The sequence below is a fragment of the Lentzea tibetensis genome (assembly GCF_007845675.1).
GTDB lineage: Bacteria > Actinomycetota > Actinomycetes > Mycobacteriales > Pseudonocardiaceae > Lentzea > Lentzea tibetensis.
The window spans coordinates 69,677-89,637 of sequence record NZ_VOBR01000014.1; the positions used below are offsets into that span (position 1 = coordinate 69,677).

Sequence of the window (19,961 nt, forward strand, 5' to 3'; positions counted from 1 at the left end):
GCGAATCGGTCAACGTTGCCCAGCTCACCAGGGCAGACTGGGGTTCATGCGGATCATCGTGGACACGGACCCCGGCGTCGACGACGCCTTCGCCCTCTTCTACCTCGCCGCCGAACCGGACGTCGAGATCGTCGCCGTCGGCAGCGTGCACGGCAACGCCCCGACCCCGGTGACCACCGCCAACTCGCTGCGGCTGCTGGAGCTGCTCGGCCTCGAGCACGTCCCGGTCGCCCGCGGCGCGCTCCGCCCGCTCGCCCAGCCGCTGATGACCGCCGAGGCGGTGCACGGCGACGACGGGCTCGGCGGTTTCGCCGGCCCCGAACCGCGCACCGAGCCGGTCGACGAGTCGGCCGCCGAGCAGCTCGTCCGGCTCGCGCGGCAGAACCCCGGCAAGCTCACCCTGCTCGCGCTCGGCCCGCTGACGAACGTGGCGCTGGCGCTGCAGCTGGAGCCCGAGCTGCCGAAGCTGCTGGCCAAGGTGGTCGTGATGGGCGGCGCACTGACCGTGCCCGGCAACATCACGTCCTACGCCGAGGCGAACTTCTGGCACGACCCGGAGGCCGCGGACCTGGTGCTCGACGCGGGCTTCGGCGACCTCACGATCATCGGCCTGGACGTGACCATGGAGTCGCACGCCGACACCGCGTGGCTCACCCGGCTCGCCGAGATCGACGGCCCGATCGCGAAGTACGCGCGGGACATCGTCGGCTTCTACGCGAACTTCTACGAGAGCTTCCTCGGCAAGCCCGGCTTCGTGCCGCACGACTCGCTGGCCGTCGCGATCATGATCGACCCCGACCTCGCCACGTACCGCGAGGAACGGCTGGCGATCGAGCTGACCGGGCGGCACACGCGCGGCCAGCTCGTCGCCGACCTGCGCTACCTCGCGCCGGGCTCGCCGTTCGACCGGGACATCGCGAAGGACCGCACGCCCGCGAAGTACGCCGTCACGGTCGACACGGCGACGTTCCTCGAACGGCACCTCGACCGGATCAAATGCTGTACCCCGCCCGCCTGAGCAGGTCCGGCAGCTCGGGCCAGTCACCGGACTGGAGCACGAGCCGGACGGCGTCCGCGCCGTCGAGCGACTCGCGGATGATGTCCGCGTGCCCGGCGTGCCTGGCGAACTCCTCGATCAGGTGCAGCACGATCCACCTACCTGATCGGAAAGTGCCCGCGGGGACGACGCCGTGACCGATGTCGACCGGCGCGGACAGGTCGACCCCGGCGACCGCGGCCTCGGTCTCCGCCGCAGCCGCGGCGAGGTCGGCGAGCAGGTCGGCGACCGTCGCGCCCTCCGGCACGTCGAAGCCGCTGACTCCCTCGGACGGCTTCCCGATGAGGATGCCCGTCCAGTTGCGCTCGACGATCGCCGCGTGCCGGAGCAGCGCCGCGAGCGTCAACGCGCTGACACCGGGCTTCTCGAGCGCCTGCGCGTCGGTGAGCCCCAGCACGGAGCGGCGCAACGCACCGCGCTGCTCGGTGAGGAACGCCAGCAGGGCGTCCTTCTCGTCGACGACGTCACGAACCAAAGTGGGCATACCGCCATCGTTGCAGAACCATGACATTTCGCGGACGCGCTCCGGACATCTGGTCGGCACCGTCGAAACCATGGCATCAGTCCACTTGAAACGGTGGCTCGGTGCGGCGGCCGTCGTGGTGGTCGCTGCCGCCGGTACCACCGGCTACCTCTACTGGCGGCTCGACCGCAACGTGCAGACCGTGAACCTCGACGAGGAGATCGGCCCCGCTGCCGCGCGTCCCCCTGCCACGCCCGGCAAGACCATGAACATCCTGGTGCTCGGCAAGGACGACGGGCGCTCCGACACGGCCATGCTCGTCAACGTCTCGGCGAACGGCGAGCGGGCCAAGGTGATCAGCATCCCGCGCGACACGATGGTGCCGCGCCCGCAGTGCGGGTCCGTCCGGCCCGCGAACCTCGTGATGTTCAACAGCGCCTTCTCCACCGGCGGCGCGGCGTGCACGGTCAAGACCGTCGAGGCCATGACCGGCGTGCGCGTCGACCACTTCATCCAGATCGACTTCGCGGGCTTCGCGCGGATCATCGACGCGATCGGCGGCGTCGAGGTGGAGCTCCAGGAGCCGATCGACGACGAGAAGAGCGGCCTCAGCCTCCCGGCCGGGACGTCCAAGCTCAGCGGCCAGCAGGCGCTCGCTTTCGTGCGCACCCGGTACAGCATCGGTGACGGCAGCGACCTGAACAGGATAAAGATGCAGCACCGGTTTCTCGAGGCGCTGAGCAGGAAACTCAGCGACGAGAACTGGCTCGGCGATCCGTTGAAAACCTATCGGCTCGCCGAGGACGCCACGAAATCGATCGTCACGGATTCCGGACTCGGTTCACTCGCGAAACTGGCGGACCTCGCCGGAAAGCTGCACGGCCTGAATCCGGCGAACATCGCGTACCTGACGCTTCCGACGGAACCCTACGAGCCGGACCCCAACCGGGTGCAGCCGAAGCAGCCGGACGCGGATCAGCTGTGGGAGTTGGTCGGCGCCGCCTGATCGAGGCAGGGCGCGCCGTTCCACTCGGGCAGGGCCCACGGCTGAGGAGACCCCCAGTGCTCCTCAGCCGTGGAAGTTCTGCCCCCAGCGTGCGAGATCATCTCGACCCTTTCGTCGATCACATCGGCACGTGCGGTCGAGCTTGTCAGCAGACATCGTTAGGGTGGGCCCCCGAAGTCAACTCCGGTGCCCGCAACCGCAGCTCAGGCGGCTCGCGCGGGTTTTCCGGACCGGACGGGCGTGGAGGCCGGATGGGGCCGCGCGGGGTCTTCGCCGAGCGGTTCGCGCTGCTCTACGCGGAGGCGGGCGACCCGCCGCTGAAGAGGGTCACCGAGTCGGTCGCGCGTGCCCGCCGAACGGACGAGCAGGGCCGTCCGGTCCGGGTACCGGCGCAGCGGGTCAGCGACTGGCGGCGGGGCCGCAACGTGCCCGCCCGGTTCACCGCGCTGTCGGCCGTTCTCGAGGTCCTCATCGGCGAGGCGCGCAAGCGCCGCCCGCAGCCCGCGAGCACCGGGCTGTACGACCTGGACGCGTGGCGCTCGCTGTGGGAGGAGGCGCTCGCCAGCCCGGTCGGCGAGGCCGAGGAACCGCAGGACGACTCCGGTGTCTGCCCCTATCGCGGCCTGGCCGCTTTCCGGTCCGAGGATTCGAACTGGTTCTTCGGACGTGAACGCAGCACGGCCGCGCTGCTCGATCGCATCGAAGACCGTGGAATCACGATGCTCGTCGGCGCTTCGGGTGCCGGTAAATCGTCGTTGATGAAAGCCGGCCTGCTGCCCGCGTTGCAGAAGAAATCAATTGTTCTCACGCCCGGAAACGATCCGTTGAAGGAGTTCGCGCTCCAGGTTCCCGAGCTGATCGAGACGCTGGAGAGGGCGGCGCTGCACGACGAGGTCGCCGAGTTCGCCGAGCGGGTGTGCGTCGCGGTCGGCGACCGGGTGGTGATCGTCGACCAGTTCGAGGAGGCGTTCACGCTCGGCGGCGACGAGGACCGGCTGCGGGTGTTCGTCAGCGCACTGCACGCGGCGGCCGAGCGGACGTCGGTCGTGCTCGGGGTGCGGGCGGACTTCTACGCGCGCTGCCTGGACTACCCGGAGCTGGCCGACGCGCTGCAGAACCGGCAGATGGTGCTCGGCCCGATGACGAGCGCCGAGCTGCGCGAGGCCGTGGCGAGCCCGGCGAAGGCGGCCGGGCTCCAGCTGGAACCGGGACTCGTCGAGCTGATGCTCCGGGACCTCGGCGCGCAGAACGGCAAGCGCCAGGAGGCCTACGACGCGGGAGCGCTCCCGCTGCTGTCGCACGCGCTGCTCGCGACGTGGCAGCGCAGGCAGGCCGGCAGGCTGACGACAGCCGGTTACCGCGCGACGGGCGGCATCCAGGGCGCGGTCGCCGCGACCGCCGAACGCGCGTGGGCCGACCTCGACCAGCCGGGCCAGCAGGCCGCGCGGTCGTTGCTGCTGCGCCTGGTCCGAGTCGGTGACGACACGCAGGACACCCGGCGCCGGTCGAGCCGCATCCGGCTGCTGGAGGCCGCTGGCAACCAGGCGGCGACCGAGACCGCGCTGGAGGTGCTGGCCCGTGCCCGGCTGATCACGCTCGACGCCGGCACCGTCGAGATCACCCACGAGGCGCTGCTGCACGCGTGGCCGCGGCTGCGCAGCTGGATCGACGAGGACCGCGCGGGCAACCTGCTGCGCCAGCGCGTCGAGGAGGACGCGGCGACGTGGGTCAAGCAGGAACGCGAGTCGTCGCTGCTCTACCGGGGCGCCCGGCTGGAGACCGCGAAGCCGGTGGCGAAGGAGGTCACAGCCAGCGCGCGTGAGTTCCTCGCCGCGTCGGAACGGCAGCGGCGCCGGACGGCGTGGATGCGGCGCGCGGCCGTGGCGCTGGTGGCCGTCTTCGCGCTGATCGCCGCGTCGGCCGCGGTGATCGCGGTGCGGCAGCGCAACGACGCGGTGTTCCGCCAGGTCGTCGCCGAGGCGAACCGGTTGCAGGAGCAGGACCCGTCGCTCGCCGCGCAGCTCGCGCTGGTGGCGTACCGGATGCGGCCGGACGACGCGGACGTGCGCGGGCTTCTCCTGTCCACGCAACAGGGTCCGCTCGCCGCGCCGCTGCTCGGGCACTCCGGCGCGGTGTACCTGACGTCGTTCAGCCCGGACCGCAGGACGCTCGCGACCGCCAGCTACGACAACACCGCGCGGCTGTGGGACGTGAGCGACAGCGCGCACCCGAGGCAGCTGGGCGCGCCGCTGGTCGGGCACCGCAGCTGGGTGAGCTCCGCGGTGTTCAACAACGACGGCACCGTCCTCGCGACGGCGGGCGACGACAAGACCGTGATCCTGTGGGACGTCCGCGACCGCGAGCACCCCCGGCGGATCGGCGACCCGATCGACGGCGGCAACGGCACGATCTACCTGGTCGAGTTCAGCCCCGACGGCAAGACCTTGGCCACCGCCAACGAGGACAAGACCGCGCGGCTGTGGGACGTGGCCGATCCGGAGCACCCGAAACCGCTCGGCGAACCGCTGCGCGGCCACACCGACCAGGTGCGGTCGATCGCGTTCAGCCCGGACGGCCGGACGCTCGCGACCGTCGGCGACGACACGACGCTGAAGCTGTGGAACGTCGCGGACCACGCGCTGCTGAGCGACGTGCCGAGCGGGCACGTCGAAGGACTGCACACCGTCGCCTACAGCCCGGACGGCACGCTGGTCGCGACCGGCAGCGAGGACGGCACGATCCGGCTGTGGCGGGTGGGTGATCCGCGCGCACCGCGGCCGATTCCGTTGCCGCTGGCCGGGCACTCAGGTGGCGTGTGGTCGGTGAAGTTCAGCCCGGACGGCACGACGCTGGCTTCGGCCAACAGCGACAGCACCGTGCGGCTGTGGAACGTCTCGGACCCCGAGCACGTGGCGACGCTCGGCAGTCCGCTGACGGCGCAGGCGAACGGGCTCTTCGCGGTCGGTTTCAGCCCGGACGGCCGCACGCTCGCGACCGGCAGCGAGGACAGCGTCGTGCGGCTGTGGCACCTGCCGGAGGGGCTGATGCTCGGCCACCGCGGGGGCGTCTCCGCACCCGCGTGGCGCGCCGACGGCGCGATGATCGCGACCGGTTCGTCGGACCGGACCGTGCGGCTGTGGGACCCGGCGACCGGCAAGCAGATCGGTGCGCCGATGATCGGCCACGAGGGCGACGTCTGGCAGCTCACGTTCCGTCCGGACGGCGAGGTGCTCGCCACCGCGGGCGAGGACAAGACCGTGCGGCTGTGGGACGTCGGCTCCCGCGGCCCGCTCGGCCAGCCGCTGCGGCTCGGCACCCGGTACTCCTCGCCCATCGCGTTCAACCGGGACGGCGGGCTGCTCGCGACCGGCGACGACGACAAGTCCGTGCAGCTGTGGGACGCCCGCGACCCGGCGAAGCCGGTCAAGGTCGGCACGCCGCTCACCGGGCACGAGGGATACGTGAACTGGGCGGGCTTCAGCCCGGACGGCACGCTGCTCGCCACCGCGAGCGCGGACCAGACCGCGCGGCTGTGGGACGTGCGCGACCCGGCGAAACCGGTGCTGCGGCACGAGCTGACCGGCCACATCGGCCCGGTCAACCGCTCGGCGTTCAGCCCCGACGGCACGCTGCTCGCGACCTCCAGCGGTGACCACCGGATCTTCCTGTGGGACGTGGCGACGGGCAAGAAGGTCCGCTCGCTCGACGGGCACACCGAGGGCGTGAGCGCCGTGACGTTCAGTCCGGACGGCACCCGGCTGGCCAGTGGCAGCGGTGACGGCACCATCCGGGAGTGGGACGTCGCGAGCGGCACGTCCGTCCCGATCACCGGGTACGTCGAGACGAGCTTCGAGACCGTGTTCAGCCCGCGCGCGAACGTGGTCGCGGCCAGCACCCGTGATCGCTCGGTGCGGCTGTGGTCGCTGGACGAGCAGGCCGCGATCAACCGGATCTGCGCGTCGACGCCCGGTGTCCTGACGGAACAAACGTGGGATGAACATCTGCCTCAATTGGACTACCGGCCACCCTGCGCGTAGCTATCGTCACTCCATGCGCATTCTCGCCAGGGTCGGCAGTCTGAACGCGGTGGTCACGGTCCTCACCGGGATCAGCGCGCTGTACATGCTCCTCGTGGTGTTCGGCAACGTGACGGACTACGGCTCGAACGAGGCCTTCGTCAAGCACGTCCTCGCGATGGACACGACGTTCAAGTCGGACAAGACGATGTGGCGGGCGATCACCAGCCCGGCCGTCGTCACGGTCGTCTACGTTGCGATCATCGCGTGGGAGGCGCTGACGGCGCTCGTGCTCACCGCGGGCTTCGTCGCCTGGCTGCGCGGCCGCGCGTCAGCCGCGTCGCTGTCGTCGACCGGCTGGCTGATGCAGGTGCTGCTGTTCCTGGGCGGGTTCATCACCGTCGGCGGCGAGTGGTTCGTGATGTGGCAGTCCGAGCAGTGGAACGGCCTGCAGGCCGCGCTGCAGAACGTGATCATCGCGGCGTTCGGCCTGGTGCTCGTGCACCTCAGCAGGAAACAGGCCAGCTGACGCCCGGCTCGGGGCAGTAGAGAGGACCGACGCAGGCGTCCGCGCCGATCTCGCGCCACCAGGACGCCTGCTCCTCGGTCTCCACCGGGTCGATCACGACGAGCCCACCGGCCGCGTGCACGAACGTCACGAGGTCCTCGAGTACGTGCGTGATCAGCTCGTCCGGCCTGATGGTGCGGCCCTTGATCCGGACGGCCTTCACGCCGAGCGACCGCACGAGCTCGACCTCGGTGGACGAGCCGCTGAAGTCGCGGGCGCCGATGGCGCAGCCGAGCTCGGCGATCATGTCGAGGTTGTCGATGGCCTCGCCGTTGTCCGAGCCGAGCACGTGCACCGGGAAGCCGAGCAGCAGCCGGGACGCGGGCAGCCCGGTGTCGTCGAGCACGCGGCGCACGTCGCGCACGAGGTCCGGGTTGTTCGCCATGCTCTCGGTGAGGCAGACGGCGAGCATCCCGGTGTGCGACACGGCTTCCGCGGCAGCCTGGCGCAGCACCCACTCACCGAGCGGCAGCATCAGGCCGGTGTGCTCGGCCATCGACACGCACTTGTCGTGGGTGATGACGCCCGCGTCGCGGTGCTCCCAGTGCAGCTCGGCCTCGATGCACACAGCCGACTGGTCGCCGAGTGCCACGACCGGCTGGTAGACGACGGAGATCTCGCCGTTCTCCCACGCGCCCGGCATGACGGCGGCGAGCCCGAACTCCTTCTGCTCCTGCTTGTCGGCGGTCGCGTCGTGCAGGCCCCACTGCCTGCGGCCGCTGCGCTTGGCGCGGCGCAACGTCATGTCGGACGCGCGCAGGATCTCGGCGGGCGTCGTGTTGACCGGCAGCCGGGGCAGCACGCCGACGGACGCGGAGACCGCGACGCCGTGACCTTCGAGGAACACCGGCTCGGAGAGCTCGGCCTCGATGCGGCTGATCGTGGCGTTGACGTCCGGCGTCGTCGGCGCGTTCTCCACCAGCACGGCGAACTCGTCGCCCTCCAGCCGCGCGACCATCGCCTTCTCCTCGGCGAAGACCGTGGAGAGGCGTTCGGCGACGAGCCGCAGCACGCGGTCGCCGATCTGCCTGCCGAGGCCGTCGGTGATCACCGAGAACGCGTCGAGGTCGAGGTGGTACAGCGTCACGCCGTGCTCGGGCTCGGCGTGCATCAACGACTCCATGCGAGTCGTGAGGTACTGGCGGTTCGGCAGACCGGTCAGCGGGTCGTGCAGCGACTGGTACTGGAGCTGGCCGCCGAGCAGGGTGAGCTGGCTGTCGTCGTCGATCATCAGGACGTACTTGTTCGGCACGTCGTCGACGTCGCGCTGCATCGTCGCCGCGAGCACGACGCGGACGGACTCGCCGTCGCCGTCGAGCATGCGCGGGCGTTCCTCGGCGCGGTGCTTGCCGCCCTCCACGAGCTCCGTGAGAGCGATTTCCACGAGCGGCAGGTCCGGTTCCACGACGAGGTCCGCGAGCGTGAGCCCCTCGAACTCCTCGACCTCACGGCGCAGGATCCTGCCGAGGGCCGCGTTCGCGCGCTGGACCGTGCCGTCGAGGTCCGTGATCGCGATGCCGCTGGCCGAGTACGTGAAGAGCTCCTCGAACTGCTGCTCGCTCACCTTCAGGTTGAGCTGCACCGACTTGTTCGCGCGGACCAGCGCCTGGCTCACGGACTCCTGCTGTTCGAGCACGAACGCCTGCATCTTGTCCGTGTACCCGGCCGCGACGGCGCCGATCACCAGCCCGACGCGCTCGGGCAGGTTGGCGATGGCGGCGATTTCCGGTTGGTACGGAAGGTACTTCGACAGCACGTCGATCGTCGCGCGCAGGCTCGTCGCGCCGACGCAGTGCAGTTCGACCAGGCGCGTGCCGACCGTCGCTGCCGTCTCCGGGTCACCCTGCATCGCGTCGAACAGGCGTCCCACCAACGGCTGAAGCTGCTTGGCGAGCTTGTTGGTCGAGAAGGGCACGTACGCGGTCGCGCTGAGGAGGAGAGCCCACTCCCGCGCAAGGTCATCCCGCCCGCGAGGGCCGGCACTTCCCGCGTCGTCCTGGCTCGGCAAAACGATCCACCTGACCTGCTCGACGAGCAACGGTTCGGAAGCCTACCGCCAGCAAACCGCAGGCTCCTACCGGTCGCCCCCATTCGCTCTAATGGGCGACTGAGGGGATTCAGAGCGTGAGGTCCGCAGACGGCCGTGCCTCGGGTGAACCTGCTCAGCTTCCAACAATCAAGCGTAGCTGAGCGAGCAGGTCACTTCGACTCGTGCTGCCGAGCCGCTGCCGCATCCTGGCCATGTGGTGCTCGACCGTTTTGGCCGAGATGAACAGCCGGTCGCCGACCTGCTTGTAGGTCATTCCCTCCACGACGAGCTCCGCGACCTCGCGTTCCCGTTCGCTGAGCTTGCCGGTGTCCTCCACCACCACGGGTACTTCGCTGTCGTGCGCACGACGCGTCGTGACGGCACGGCCCTGGAGCAGGCGCGCGCAGTCCAGCAGCCGCACCATGGCCTGCCGGTCGGACGTCCGGATCGCGGCCTGCCCGGCGAGCCGCGCCGCGTCCCACCACTGCCCCGCCGCGTGCAGGCCGCGCGCGGCCTCCTCGACCTGGTCCGCGTCGACCTTGCCCGCGACGACGTCCAGCCAGCTCTCCGCGGCGGACGAGATGATCGCGCAGTACCTGGTGTGGCCGCGGTTCTCGGCCAGCGCGGCGGCGTGCTCCTCGGCGCTCTCGTGGTTCTCGTCGATGATCGCCGCGTGCAGCAGGCTCCAGTGCAGCGTCGTCGCCCAGAGCGGCGGGTTCCCCAGCTGCCGCAGCAGTGCGCGCGCCTCGTTGAGGTGCGGGCGCAGCCGGTCCTGGTCGCGCAGCCGGGCCGCGGCGGCCGCGAACTCGCCGAGCGGGAGGAAGCTGAACAGGTCGACCGGGTGCCGCAGCACGGCCTCGCACGCCTGCTCCCACGTGCGGCGCAACGTGGCGAGATCGCTGTTGCGCCTGGCGATCCCGACCTCCAGCGCCACCGCGAAGATCCAGTCGCGCGGCTCGAACACGCCGCGCACGGACATCAGGTACTCGCGCGCCACGGTCAGGTTGCCGCGCAGCATGTGCAGCCACGCCTGGAGAAGCCGGTGCCGCACGGACATCAGCACGCCGCCGGTTCCGGTCTCGACCGCGCGTTCCAGCACGCTCTCCGCGACACCCGGCTCACCGCAGTGCACGGCGACGAGCGCCGCCAGCGAGGCGGGGCTGTCCGGCAGCAACACGGTGGCGCCGGCCGGTTCCAGCAGACCGGACGCTCTGACCAAAGTGGACAGAGCGGCGGTCTCCGCGCCGGAGACGGACTGCTGGATGCCGCGCAGCATCAGGTCCGCCGCGCCGCCGAGCATCGTCGGCGGCTGCTTGGGGACCTCGTCGGTGCGGTGCCCGGTGCCGATCATCCCGATGCCCGCGAACGCCTGCGCGTACGGCGTGGCCGCCCAGCGGAAGAGCTCGGTGCTGCGGGCCAGCTGGCCGCGGTGCGCGAGCGCGACGGCGGCGACCTCGGCCGCGGTGCGCCGGTGCGGCGTCTCGGCACCGCTGATCACCTGGTCGGACAGGCGGAGCGCGGCGTCGAGGTCACCGGCCATCGCGGACGCCGTCGCCCAGCGGGCCGCGAGCTCCGGCTCCGGCGTGCCGCCACCGGCGGACGCGCTGAGCAGCTTCGCGGCCAGCGCCGCGTCGACCGGCAGCGCCTCGCGTGCCGCGGCGCGCAGCACGTTCGCGTGCACGCCACCGGTGTCCAGCACCGGTTTGATCAGGTCGAGCACCGGGCCGCCGCGTTCCAGCTGCAGCTCGGCGAGCCGCTGGCGCACGGCGATGCGCCGCTCGGTGCGGCTGAGCGTGGCGACCGCCCGTGCCGCGATCGGGTGCAGCGAGCCGTCCTCCGCGAGCAGCCCGGTGGCGCGGCCCGCGTCGATGACGTCGCCGACCGCGTCGAAGTCGGTGTTCAGCAGTGCGCTGAGCAGGTCGAGCCGCAGGCCCACCCCGGCTTCGGCGGCGAGCAGGAACTTCTGCAGGTCGGCGTCCAGCCACTCGAGGTCGTGCCGGAACGCCGCGACCGCGTCCGCCGACACCTCGGTGGTCGCGCCGAGCAGGTCGACGAACCTCGGCACGCCACCGGTCTGCGCGTGCACGAAGTCCACGACGCCGCGGTTGGCGTGCGGCAGGTGCTCGCGCACCTGGTCCTTGGTGAACGGGTGCAGCGTCAGCACGGTGCAGCCGCGGGCCAGCGCCGACAGCGCCTGCCTGCGCGGCCACGGCCGGTACGCGACGACGAGCCTCGGCTCGGTCAGCAGCTCGGCGAGCGTCCCGTCGTCGAGCAGGTGCGCGTCGTCGACGACCTTCACGTCAGCGGCGTCGATCTCGCCGAGCAGGGCTGTCTTGCCGTACCCACCGGGCGCCACCACGGCGACGCGCAGCCGCGCGCCGGGATCCGTGAACGCGTCCAGCGTGCGTCGCGTGCGCTCGTCCAGCACGAGCCGCGACCGGGTACCTGCTCGACTGCTCAACGGCTGTCCTCGTCATCGTCGTCGTCATGGGTGCTCCGGCGGGCGCCGGCGGGCTTGAGTCCGCGCACCACCCGCTTCACCGAGCTGCGCTCGGGCAGGTCCAGCGGGGTGATGTCCACCGGCGGACGCGGTGGTGGTGCGGTGATCTCCTGGTCGTGCGTGACGATCTCACCGACCGGGAAGCGCAGCGAGAGGTCGTCCGAGCGGGCCATCACCGAGGTCGTCGGAGGCTCCGGTTCTTCCTCCGGGCCTTCGACGAGCAGGCGCGCGGCGAGCGCGGCACCCTTGACCACGGACGTCTCCGGCGCGGCCTCGGCGAGGATCCGGCAGTCCAGCGCGGCGGCGAGTGCGTCCGGGATCGCGGGCACCCGGACCGCGCCGCCGACGAGCAGCACCGCGTCCAGCTTCGTGTCGCCGACGGTGCGCACGAGCGTCTGCACCGAGTGCTCGACGGCCGGGCGGATCTCCTCGGCGAACTCGGCCCTGGTGATCGTGACGCCGCGGATGTCGACGTGCGGCGCGTGCGACAGCACGGTCTTCGCCTTGCCGCACTCGAGTGCGGACACCTCGTTCGCGCCCTTGCCGAGCTTGCCCCTGATGAGCGTGCCGAGCGCGTCGTCGAAGTCGGTGCCCGCGTGGTGGTCGACGGTGTCGACGCCGCTCAGCACCTCGAACGTGCGGCCGGGCGTGCGGCGCACCAGCGAGCAGCTGAACGCGTGGCTGCCCATCGAGTAGACGGCGAGCGTCGAGCCGACCGGCACCCGGTCACGCGCCGCGTGATTCTCCGCGGCGGCGACCGGCTCGGGCAGCAGCGTGGCGTTGTCGATGCCGACCTGGCGCAGGGCCTGGTGCAGGAGCCCACGCCGATAGGGACCCCACCCGACCGGGTGAGCGACGGCTACGTGCTGTGCTGGCACGCCCTCGCGCGCCATGACCTGCCCGGCGATCCACATGATCATGAGCGCGGTCAGTTCCTCGGCGGAACAGGTCTCCGGGCCGAGCACGAGCGGCACCGCGTCGCCCACCCGCCTGCTGAAGCCCCACGCGGTCCAGCCGCCGGGGTCGACGTCGCCGACCGCGAACGACCCCGCGTCCGTGAGCTGCAACAACGAGGGTGCGACGACCGCGATCTCGGCTTCCCGCGTGCTGTCGCCGAGACGGCAGACAGCAGCGGCGGTGTGGGTTGTCCCCACGTCGACTCCGAGTACGTACGGCACTGCCCATCCTCACCTGTTCGCACTAGTGCCCTGTTGCTACACGGGTGAAACGCGTGCGCTCAAGCTGTGCCCCTAATCCCCTAAGGGGTCAACGAGCGTCACCCCTTCAGGGAACGGGGATCTACTGGGCGTGATCCCCGATGTTCGGGTGCCGGCGTCCCAATACGGTCGGTCACAACCCATTTGATACGTGCCCCACCAGGAGATTTCTCGTGACCACGTCGCCCAGCACGATCCACGACTTCGTCCTCAACCTGCTGACGGACCCGTCCGCCAAGGCCGCGTTCGACATCGACGCGCAGGGCGCGCTCGAGCAGGCCGGCCTGAGCGACATCAGCGCGGTGGACGTGCAGGAGGTCATCCCGCTGGTCCTCGACACGCTGCCCGCCGCCAACGGCCTGCCCGCCGTTGACGGCCTCGCGCTCGACGGCTTCGCGTTCGAGGGTCTGCCGGAGACGGTTCTCGAGTCGGGCACGGCCGGCGCCATCAGCCAGCTGCAGGCGGTCGCCTCGCAGCTGACCTCGTCGGGCCTGTCCCTCGGTGACCTCAACACCTCCTCCGCCGGCGTCCTCGCGGCCGACGAGCAGGGCCTGACCGTGTGGGGTGGCAACGAGACCCTCGGCACCTACGGCGCCGGCTCGGCCACCATCGCCGGTGACTTCTCGTTCGTCGACGACGTCTTCGGCATCACGTCCACGGCCACCACGCCGGTCGCGGACACCACGCTGGGCACCCTCGACACCGCGACCGCCACGGTCGACTCGACCGCGCACACCGCGACGTCGCTGGTCCCCGGCGCCGACTCGCTGCTCGGCACCGTGAACCTGGGTGCGGTCGACACCGTCAACGGCATCGTCCACAGCGCCGTCGGCGCGCTGGGCGGCGGCGACGCGAGCGTCACCTCCGCGCTGGACGTCACCAGCCTCGGCCAGAACGCCAACGGCAACGTCGAGATCTACAGCGACGACACCGTCGGCAACCTGGTCGGCACCGCGACCGGCGTCGTGGACCAGGCCGGTGTGGGCGGCGTCCTCGACACCGCGAACGGCGTCGCGCACTCGGCCGGTGCCGGCAGCGTCGTGAGCAACGTCACCGACGTGGCGGGCGACGCAGTCGACGGCCTCGGCGTGACGGACCTGCTGTTCTGAGCCATCTGGCCGCGCCACGAACCGGCTCCGCCCCTGAGGGCGGGGCCGGTTCGTCGTATCCGGTCTTCACCCAACGGGGTGAACACGGCACACTGAGTCGGGTGATGGCACCGCCCTGGCTCGACGTTCTCGACGAGACGATCGGGGCCTGCGCCACGCACCGGAGGCCCGATCTGGAGGCCCGGCTGCGCGAGAAGCGGGCTCAGCAAGTCGACCCGAAGCTGCGCGTACTGGTGATCGGCGAGTCCAAACAGGGCAAGAGCCAGCTGGTGAACGCGCTGATCAACGCACCCGTCTGCGCCGTCGGCGACGACATCACCACCACCGTGCCGACCTTCGTTCAGCACTCGGAGACCCCGTCCGCGGCGCTCGTGCGCAACGCGTCGTCCCGCCGTTCGATCATGAACGCGCCGACCGAGCGCGTGGCCGTGCCGATCGAGCAGGTCACCAAACAGGTGAGCGCCATTCACTCGGGCGAGCTAGTCCGGGCCGAGATCGGCATCCCGCGGGCGCTGCTCACCAGCGGCCTCGTGCTGATCGACACCCCCGGCATCGGCGACACCCGGTCCGCGAACACCGCGAGCACGTTCGCCACGGTGCTGCAGGCGGACGCGGTGCTGATGGTGTCCGACGCGACCGGCGAGCTGACCTCGGCCGAGCTGGCGCTGCTCAAGAAGGTCATGGCGGCCTGCCCCAACGTGACCGTGGTGATCACCAAGACCGACCTGTGCCCGCAGTGGCGCACGGTGGTCGAGCGCAACCGCTCCCACCTGGCGCGGGCGGGCATCCCGGCGAAGCTGCTGCCGGTGTCCGCGACGCTGCGGCTGCGCGCGGCGAAGACCGGCGACCAGGTGCTGAACACCGAGTCCGGCTTCCCCGACCTGCTCGCGTGCCTGCAGCGGGACATCGTCGCGAGCGCCGACCTGCTGGCGCGGCGCGCGGTGTCCGTGGTCGCGTCGTCGGTGATCAGCCAGCTGGTGACGCCGTTGCGCGAGGAGCTGACGACGCACGACTCGTCGCACACGGCCGCGACGATCTCGACGTTGCAGGAGGCGCAGCGCCGCGTCGACGAGCTGCGCAGGCGGTCGGCGCGCTGGCAGAACGTGCTGAACGACGAGATGGCCGATCTGGTCTCCGACGTCGAGTACGACCTGCGCGACCGCACCCGCAAGATCCTGCGCGAGGTCGACAAGACGTTCGACGAGGCCGACCCTGCGCAGGGCTGGGAGCAGTTCGAGCAGTGGCTCGAGGACAACCTGAACGACGCGGCGACGACCAACTTCGCGTGGCTGATGGAACGCGCCGAGTGGGTGGCGGAGAAGGTCGCGCGGAACTTCCCGGTCTACCGCGAGGACATCCTGCCCGGCTCGATCCTGCCGGACGACGTGCTCGACCCGGTCGGCAAGCTGGACAAGCCGAAGATCGAGCCGTTCACGATCACGCAGAAGGTGTTCACCGGCCTGCGCGGGTCCTACGGCGGCGTGCTGATGTTCGGTCTCGTCACGTCGCTCGCCGGCATGCCGCTGATCAACGTGATCTCGCTGGGCGCGGGCGCCCTGTTCGGCGGCAAGACGATCAAGGACGAGAGCGACGCCAGGCTGAAGCGGCGTCAGGCCGCGGCGAAGGCGGCCGCGCAACGGCACGTCGACGACTTCTTCATCAAGTTCAGCAAGGACTGCCGCGACGCCGGCCGCTACATCCAGCGCTCGCTGCGCAACCACTTCGCCTCGCTCGCCGAGGAGATGCAGGAGACCCTGCTGGAGTCCGCCCGCAGCGCCAAGCGCGCCGTGCAGGACGACGCGTCCCAGCGCGACCAGCGCCAGCGCGAGGCGCGCCGCGAGCTCGACAAGCTGGTGACGTTGTACAAGCGGGTGCAGGCGCTCGGTGGCGGGGCCGCTATGGAGTTGAGCGCATGAAAATCGACCACGTCACCTGGTCGATCCTGCAAGAAGCTTTGGCCGTGTACCGCGACAGTCCGCGCGCTTTCGGGTGGCTGCGCTCGCACGTCGAGCGCTTCACCGAGCCGGTGCGGGTGGCCGTCGCCGGCCAGCCGGGCATCGGCAAGTCGACGCTGGCCAACGCGCTGATCGGCGAGTCCTTCGCGCCCGCACCCACGTTCTCCTGGTACCGCAACGGTTCCGCCGCGCACGCGCAGGTGTTCAGCGGCGGCCGCTTCGCGGAGGCGCCGGTGGTGCGGCGGGGTGGCCGGATGGCCGTCGACGCCGGGTCGTGGGACACCGTCGACCGCGTGGTCGTCGACTGGCCGTCCCGCTCGCTGCGCGACTTCGTGCTGATCGACACCCCCGCGTCCGCCGCGCCGGAGCAGATCTTCGCCGACGCCGACGCGGTCGTGTACCTGATGCGCCACCTGAAGGACGACGACCTGCAGTTCCTGCGCTCGGCGCACGACCACCCCATCGCCCGCGTCGCCGCGGTGAACACGATCGGCGTGCTCGCGCGGGCCGACGAGATCGGCGGCGGCCGCATCGACGCGCTGTCGTCGGCGAAGCAGATCGCCCGCCGCTACCGGCGTGACGTGCAGGTGCAACCGTTGTGCCAGAACGTGGTCGCGTGCGCGGGACTCATCGCGGTGGCCGCGCGCACGATGCGCGAGGACGAGTTCCAGGCGTTGCGCGCACTCGCCGCGCTGGGCCGCGAGGAGCTGGAGGACCACCTGCTGTCGGCGGACCGGTTCGTCGGCACGGCGTTCCCGCTGGACCTGGATCCCGCGGTGCGGCAGGGGTTGCTGGAGCGGTTCGGGCTGTTCGGCGTGCGGCTGTGCTGCGCGCTGGTGCGCCAGGGGTTCGACACGACGGTGAAGCTGACCGGCCAGCTGGTGCAGCGCAGCGGCTTGGGCGAGCTGCGCGACTCGATCGCCATCCACCTGGTGGAACGGCGCGAGGTGCTGAAGGCGCGGTCCGCCTTGCTGGCGTTGGACGTCGTGCTGCGCATGGAACCCCGGCCCGGTGCGCGCAAGCTGATGGCCGACCTGGAGCGCGCGGTGGCCTCCGCGCACGACTTCCGCGAGCTGCGGCTGGTGGCGGCGTTGCAGGGCGGCAGGACGAAGCTGCCGCCCGAGCTGGAGACCGAGGCCATGCGCCTGGTCGGCGCCGAGGGCACGACTTCCTTGGCGCGGCTGGGTTTCGACTACGACGCCACGCCCGCGGAGCAGCGTTCGGTGCTGCTCGACGCGCTGGCCCGCTGGCAGGCCCAGGCCACCGACCCGCACCTCGGCGGCGACCACCGCCGTGCCGCACAGATCGTCGTCCGCTCCTGCGAAGGCCTGCTGACCGGCCTGATCTAGAGGATGCGGTCGACGAAGTCGCGGATCGCGTTCACGGCGTCCTTCGGGTCCAGCAGGCCCGGCGCGATGTGCTCCTCGAACGCCATGCCGCGGATGCGGTCCGTGCCCGCACGGGTGTCGGAGATCGGCACGATCTCGTCGGCCTCGCCGTGCAGCCACAACGTCGGCAGCGCGCCGAGGTGCGGGCCGAAGTTGACCTCGTCGATCAGGTCGGCCAACTCGTCGGACGCGCCGTCCCACATGCCGAGCACCGGCGACACGAGCACCAGTGCGGCGAGCTGCGCGCCGTGGTGCTGCGCGTACCTGGCGGCGACCGGCGCGCCGGTGAAGTGTCCGATGAGGACGACCGGCGCGTCCGCCGCACCCACGACGGCGTCCACGTCGTCAGTCACGACGACGTGGACGCCCGCGGACTCGAGCGCCTCGGCGAAGGCGCTGTGCACGAGGACGGCGAGCCACCGGTCCGATGTCATCTAGGCAGGGTAGAACGCGCTGATCTCGATTCGACCGCCGCCGCACACCGGGCCGTAGTCCCAGGTGAGGCTCATCGGCTTGGTGTCGTCCGGTGGAATCGCGGCCGCCTTGCGCGCCTCGGGCTGGCACGGCTGGTCGACCGGCTCAGCGCCCGCGGGCACGACGGACCAGTGCAGGTTGGCCGCGGCCTTGCCGCTGGGCGCCAGCTCGAGCGGGGTCGGACCGGGGGTCGCGACGCGCTCCAGCTTCGTCGGGACCGCGCTGTCGTCCTCGGCGAGCAGCTGGAGTCCGCTGTAGCCGTTCAAAGTGCACGGTGCGGCGCCGCTGTTCGTGACGAACAGCTTGCCGTACCTGTTGCCCGCACCGGAGTCCGTCGGGGTGATCTCACCTTTGAGGACGGCCGCGTCGCACCGGCTGACGACCGGCGCGGCGGGGGAAGTAGAGGTCGTCGGCGGCAACGAGCTCACCGAGAGCGAACCCGCGGCGGGCTGAGCTCTCTCACCGCACGCCGCCGTCGCCAGCGCAAACACAACCAGTCCGCATGCGAGCACCCGTCGAGTCATGACGCACCTCCTATCAGGAGGACGTAGCCACCGACGCGCGAGTTGAACCACGCGGGGCGAAGTTCACCGGATCTAGTGCACCCAGCCGTCCGGTAGCACCGGCATGTTCTCGATCGGCGACGTCCACAGGTACGTCCACGCGATGCGCCCGCCGGGCAGCACGACGCGCACGCGGCGGTACTCGTCGCCCTCGTACTCGTCGAGCAGCGGCAACGCGTCCTCCGGCGACCGCAGCCGCACCACGTAGCCGGGCACGCCGGGCCCGGTGCCGGGGCGGAATGCCGGGTAGCCGAGACCCGTGTCGTGCAGCGTGCCCGCGAGGCGCACGACGTCGGGGGTGCCCGTGACGTGCGGTTCCATCAGGTGCCAAGCGCTTGCGCCCGGCATCAGCGTGCCGTAGACGAACAGCAGCTCGGGCCAGTCGTCGGCCGACGGGGCGCCGTGCACCTCGGTGACGTCCAGGCCGTCGGACGGAACCGGCCGGTCGCCCAGGTGCCGGGTGTACTCCTGCTCGATCTCGCTGCACCGCACCATGCGCCCGTTGAACAGCACGGGCAGCCGGTTCTTCGACGCCGCGGTGTACGCGAGCACCGAGTCGATCACGCCGCCGTTCTGCAGCGTCACGCGCCCGGTGTGCAGCCGGACGAGCCGGTAGCGCAGGCCGCGGCCCTCGCAGCGGTCCAGCACGCGCAGCTGCTCCGGCGTCGCGAACCAGACGGAGTGCTCCTCGGCCGAGCCGGGAGCGGCGGCCAAGGTGGCGCAGCGCTGCCCGTCGCGGGTGCGCAGACCGGCGGCCCACACCGCCGCGAGACCCTCGCACCGGGCGCGCAGGACGACCGCGGGGCCCACGAGGCCGAGCTCGTCGCGCAGCCAGGTGACCTTGGACGGGTTGGCGTTGCTGCCGTACCCGAGCACCGGCATCCGGCCCGCGAGTGGCGGCTCGCCGCGGTCCGCGAGCCATTGGTCCAGATCCACGTTCTCCGGCTCAACTCGCCACCCGGACTCCATGGCCAGGTCGGGTGTCACTGGCCAGCCCGTTTCGTCCAGGTGCACGAAGCAGTGCTCCGGACGGGTGCCCGGATAGGGCTCCGCCGGATGCCTGTCGTCCGTGAAAGGTTGGGCCATTGGTCCATTGTGTCAACACTTTGGTCTTCTCCGCTTCCCCCAACCGTTATACATCCGAGCTTTTGCCCGGATATCTAGGTGTTTCGTGGCGACTATCACGCGGCAATCGGGTGAAAACTCCGATGACTCAGGACACTTTTCGGTCGTCGTAGCGATCTTGAGCGGCCACGACGTCACTCGTGTGGTCCTCGATCCAGGCGAACAGCGCCGCGACGCGCGCCGCCGCGCCCTCGCCGAGCGGGGTGAGCGAGTACTCCACGTGCGGAGGGATCACCGGGAACACCTCGCGGTGCACGAGGCCGTCCCGCTCCAGCGTCTGCAGCGTCTGGGTGAGCATCTTCTCGCTCACGCCGATGATCTTGCGGCGGAGCCTGCCGTACCGCAGCGTCTCGGACCGCAGCGCGTGCAGCACGAGCACGCCCCAGCGGCTCGTGACGTGCTCCATGATCGGCCTGGACGGACAGTTCCGGTCGTACACGTCGGCGGCGAGCACACTTACTCCTTCGTTAGTACCCCACTTCAAAGTAGGT

15 protein-coding genes are annotated in these 19,961 nt (G+C 71.0%); 7 read left to right on the top strand and 8 right to left on the bottom strand.

Going from position 1 to position 19,961, the window contains the following annotated elements:
* Positions 1-46 precede the first annotated feature (46 nt).
* The gene (locus FKR81_RS22300) at positions 47-1,018 is read left to right on the top strand and encodes a nucleoside hydrolase (protein ID WP_146354065.1); all 972 of its coding nucleotides are present in this window, start codon (positions 47-49) and stop codon (positions 1,016-1,018) included.
* Here the strand turns inward: FKR81_RS22300 and FKR81_RS22305 are convergent.
* Positions 993-1,541, bottom strand: coding sequence for a mycothiol transferase (locus FKR81_RS22305; protein WP_146354066.1), 549 nt, complete (start codon positions 1,539-1,541; stop codon positions 993-995). The two genes, FKR81_RS22300 and FKR81_RS22305, sit on opposite strands and share 26 nt — an antisense overlap.
* 70 nt (positions 1,542-1,611) lie before the next feature.
* Here FKR81_RS22305 and FKR81_RS22310 point away from each other — a divergent pair, with 70 nt between their 5' ends.
* From FKR81_RS22310 to FKR81_RS22320, 3 genes are all read left to right on the top strand, one after another.
* Entirely contained in the window at positions 1,612-2,526 is a 915-nt protein-coding gene (locus FKR81_RS22310) for an LCP family protein (protein WP_146354067.1), read from the top strand.
* Between the two features lie 251 nt (positions 2,527-2,777).
* The gene (locus tag FKR81_RS22315; protein ID WP_146354068.1) at positions 2,778-6,563 is read left to right on the top strand and encodes an nSTAND1 domain-containing NTPase; all 3,786 of its coding nucleotides are present in this window, start codon (positions 2,778-2,780) and stop codon (positions 6,561-6,563) included.
* A gap of 13 nt (positions 6,564-6,576) precedes the next feature.
* On the top strand, positions 6,577-7,071 hold the full coding sequence (locus FKR81_RS22320; protein WP_146354069.1) for a DUF2165 domain-containing protein: 495 nt from the start codon (positions 6,577-6,579) through the stop codon (positions 7,069-7,071).
* Here the strand turns inward: FKR81_RS22320 and FKR81_RS22325 are convergent.
* The 3 genes from FKR81_RS22325 to FKR81_RS22335 form a co-directional block, all read right to left on the bottom strand.
* The gene (locus FKR81_RS22325; protein ID WP_146354070.1) at positions 7,049-9,025 is read right to left on the bottom strand and encodes a putative bifunctional diguanylate cyclase/phosphodiesterase; all 1,977 of its coding nucleotides are present in this window, start codon (positions 9,023-9,025) and stop codon (positions 7,049-7,051) included. The genes FKR81_RS22320 and FKR81_RS22325 overlap by 23 nt on opposite strands.
* Before the next feature lie 247 nt (positions 9,026-9,272).
* Entirely contained in the window at positions 9,273-11,600 is a 2,328-nt protein-coding gene (locus tag FKR81_RS22330; RefSeq protein ID WP_186763107.1) for a helix-turn-helix transcriptional regulator, read from the bottom strand.
* Positions 11,597-12,793 (bottom strand): Hsp70 family protein, encoded by a 1,197-nt coding sequence (locus FKR81_RS22335; protein WP_235921700.1) that lies wholly within the window; start codon positions 12,791-12,793, stop codon positions 11,597-11,599. Before FKR81_RS22335 ends, FKR81_RS22330 begins: the two co-directional genes overlap by 4 nt.
* Before the next feature lie 236 nt (positions 12,794-13,029).
* On the opposite strand from FKR81_RS22335, the gene FKR81_RS22340 reads away from it, so the two are divergent.
* The 3 genes from FKR81_RS22340 to FKR81_RS22350 all read left to right on the top strand — a co-directional run bounded on the left by FKR81_RS22340 (position 13,030) and on the right by FKR81_RS22350 (position 17,269).
* Positions 13,030-13,965, top strand: a complete 936-nt coding sequence (locus FKR81_RS22340) for an IniB N-terminal domain-containing protein (protein WP_146354072.1) — start codon at positions 13,030-13,032, stop codon at positions 13,963-13,965.
* Between the two features lie 104 nt (positions 13,966-14,069).
* Positions 14,070-15,881, top strand: coding sequence for a dynamin family protein (locus tag FKR81_RS22345; protein WP_186763124.1), 1,812 nt, complete (start codon positions 14,070-14,072; stop codon positions 15,879-15,881).
* Positions 15,878-17,269: a P-loop NTPase family protein gene (locus tag FKR81_RS22350; RefSeq protein ID WP_146354074.1), complete on the top strand. Its 1,392-nt coding sequence runs from the start codon at positions 15,878-15,880 to the stop codon at positions 17,267-17,269. The genes FKR81_RS22345 and FKR81_RS22350 overlap by 4 nt, the downstream gene beginning before the upstream one ends.
* Here FKR81_RS22350 and FKR81_RS22355 read toward each other — a convergent pair.
* From FKR81_RS22355 to FKR81_RS22370, 4 genes are all read right to left on the bottom strand, one after another.
* Positions 17,266-17,742 carry an alpha/beta hydrolase gene (locus FKR81_RS22355; RefSeq protein ID WP_146354075.1) on the bottom strand — a complete coding sequence of 159 codons (477 nt, stop codon included), beginning with the start codon at positions 17,740-17,742 and terminating at the stop codon, positions 17,266-17,268. The genes FKR81_RS22350 and FKR81_RS22355 overlap by 4 nt on opposite strands.
* Positions 17,743-18,306 (bottom strand): DUF4232 domain-containing protein, encoded by a 564-nt coding sequence (locus tag FKR81_RS22360; RefSeq protein WP_146354076.1) that lies wholly within the window; start codon positions 18,304-18,306, stop codon positions 17,743-17,745.
* Between the two features lie 72 nt (positions 18,307-18,378).
* Positions 18,379-19,431, bottom strand: coding sequence for a gamma-glutamylcyclotransferase (locus FKR81_RS22365; protein WP_146354077.1), 1,053 nt, complete (start codon positions 19,429-19,431; stop codon positions 18,379-18,381).
* Positions 19,432-19,558: 127 nt separating this feature from the next.
* Positions 19,559-19,876 carry a winged helix-turn-helix transcriptional regulator gene (locus FKR81_RS22370; protein WP_146354252.1) on the bottom strand — a complete coding sequence of 106 codons (318 nt, stop codon included), beginning with the start codon at positions 19,874-19,876 and terminating at the stop codon, positions 19,559-19,561.
* Between the last annotated feature and the right edge of the window lie 85 nt (positions 19,877-19,961).

Bases quoted from the DNA above. Each gene is read 5' to 3' on its own strand.
- FKR81_RS22305 (WP_146354066.1), bottom strand. From the start codon at position 1,541: ATGCCCACTTTGGTTCGTGACGTCGTCGACGAGAAGGACGCCCTGCTG.
- FKR81_RS22355 (WP_146354075.1), bottom strand. From the start codon at position 17,742: ATGACATCGGACCGGTGGCTCGCCGTCCTCGTGCACAGCGCCTTCGCC.
- FKR81_RS22350 (WP_146354074.1), top strand. From the start codon at position 15,878: ATGAAAATCGACCACGTCACCTGGTCGATCCTGCAAGAAGCTTTGGCC.
- FKR81_RS22315 (WP_146354068.1), top strand. From the start codon at position 2,778: ATGGGGCCGCGCGGGGTCTTCGCCGAGCGGTTCGCGCTGCTCTACGCG.
- FKR81_RS22365 (WP_146354077.1), bottom strand. From the start codon at position 19,431: ATGGCCCAACCTTTCACGGACGACAGGCATCCGGCGGAGCCCTATCCG.
- FKR81_RS22370 (WP_146354252.1), bottom strand. From the start codon at position 19,876: ATGGAGCACGTCACGAGCCGCTGGGGCGTGCTCGTGCTGCACGCGCTG.
- FKR81_RS22345 (WP_186763124.1), top strand. From the start codon at position 14,070: ATGGCACCGCCCTGGCTCGACGTTCTCGACGAGACGATCGGGGCCTGC.
- FKR81_RS22310 (WP_146354067.1), top strand. From the start codon at position 1,612: ATGGCATCAGTCCACTTGAAACGGTGGCTCGGTGCGGCGGCCGTCGTG.
- FKR81_RS22300 (WP_146354065.1), top strand. From the start codon at position 47: ATGCGGATCATCGTGGACACGGACCCCGGCGTCGACGACGCCTTCGCC.
- FKR81_RS22360 (WP_146354076.1), bottom strand. From the start codon at position 18,306: ATGACTCGACGGGTGCTCGCATGCGGACTGGTTGTGTTTGCGCTGGCG.
- FKR81_RS22320 (WP_146354069.1), top strand. From the start codon at position 6,577: ATGCGCATTCTCGCCAGGGTCGGCAGTCTGAACGCGGTGGTCACGGTC.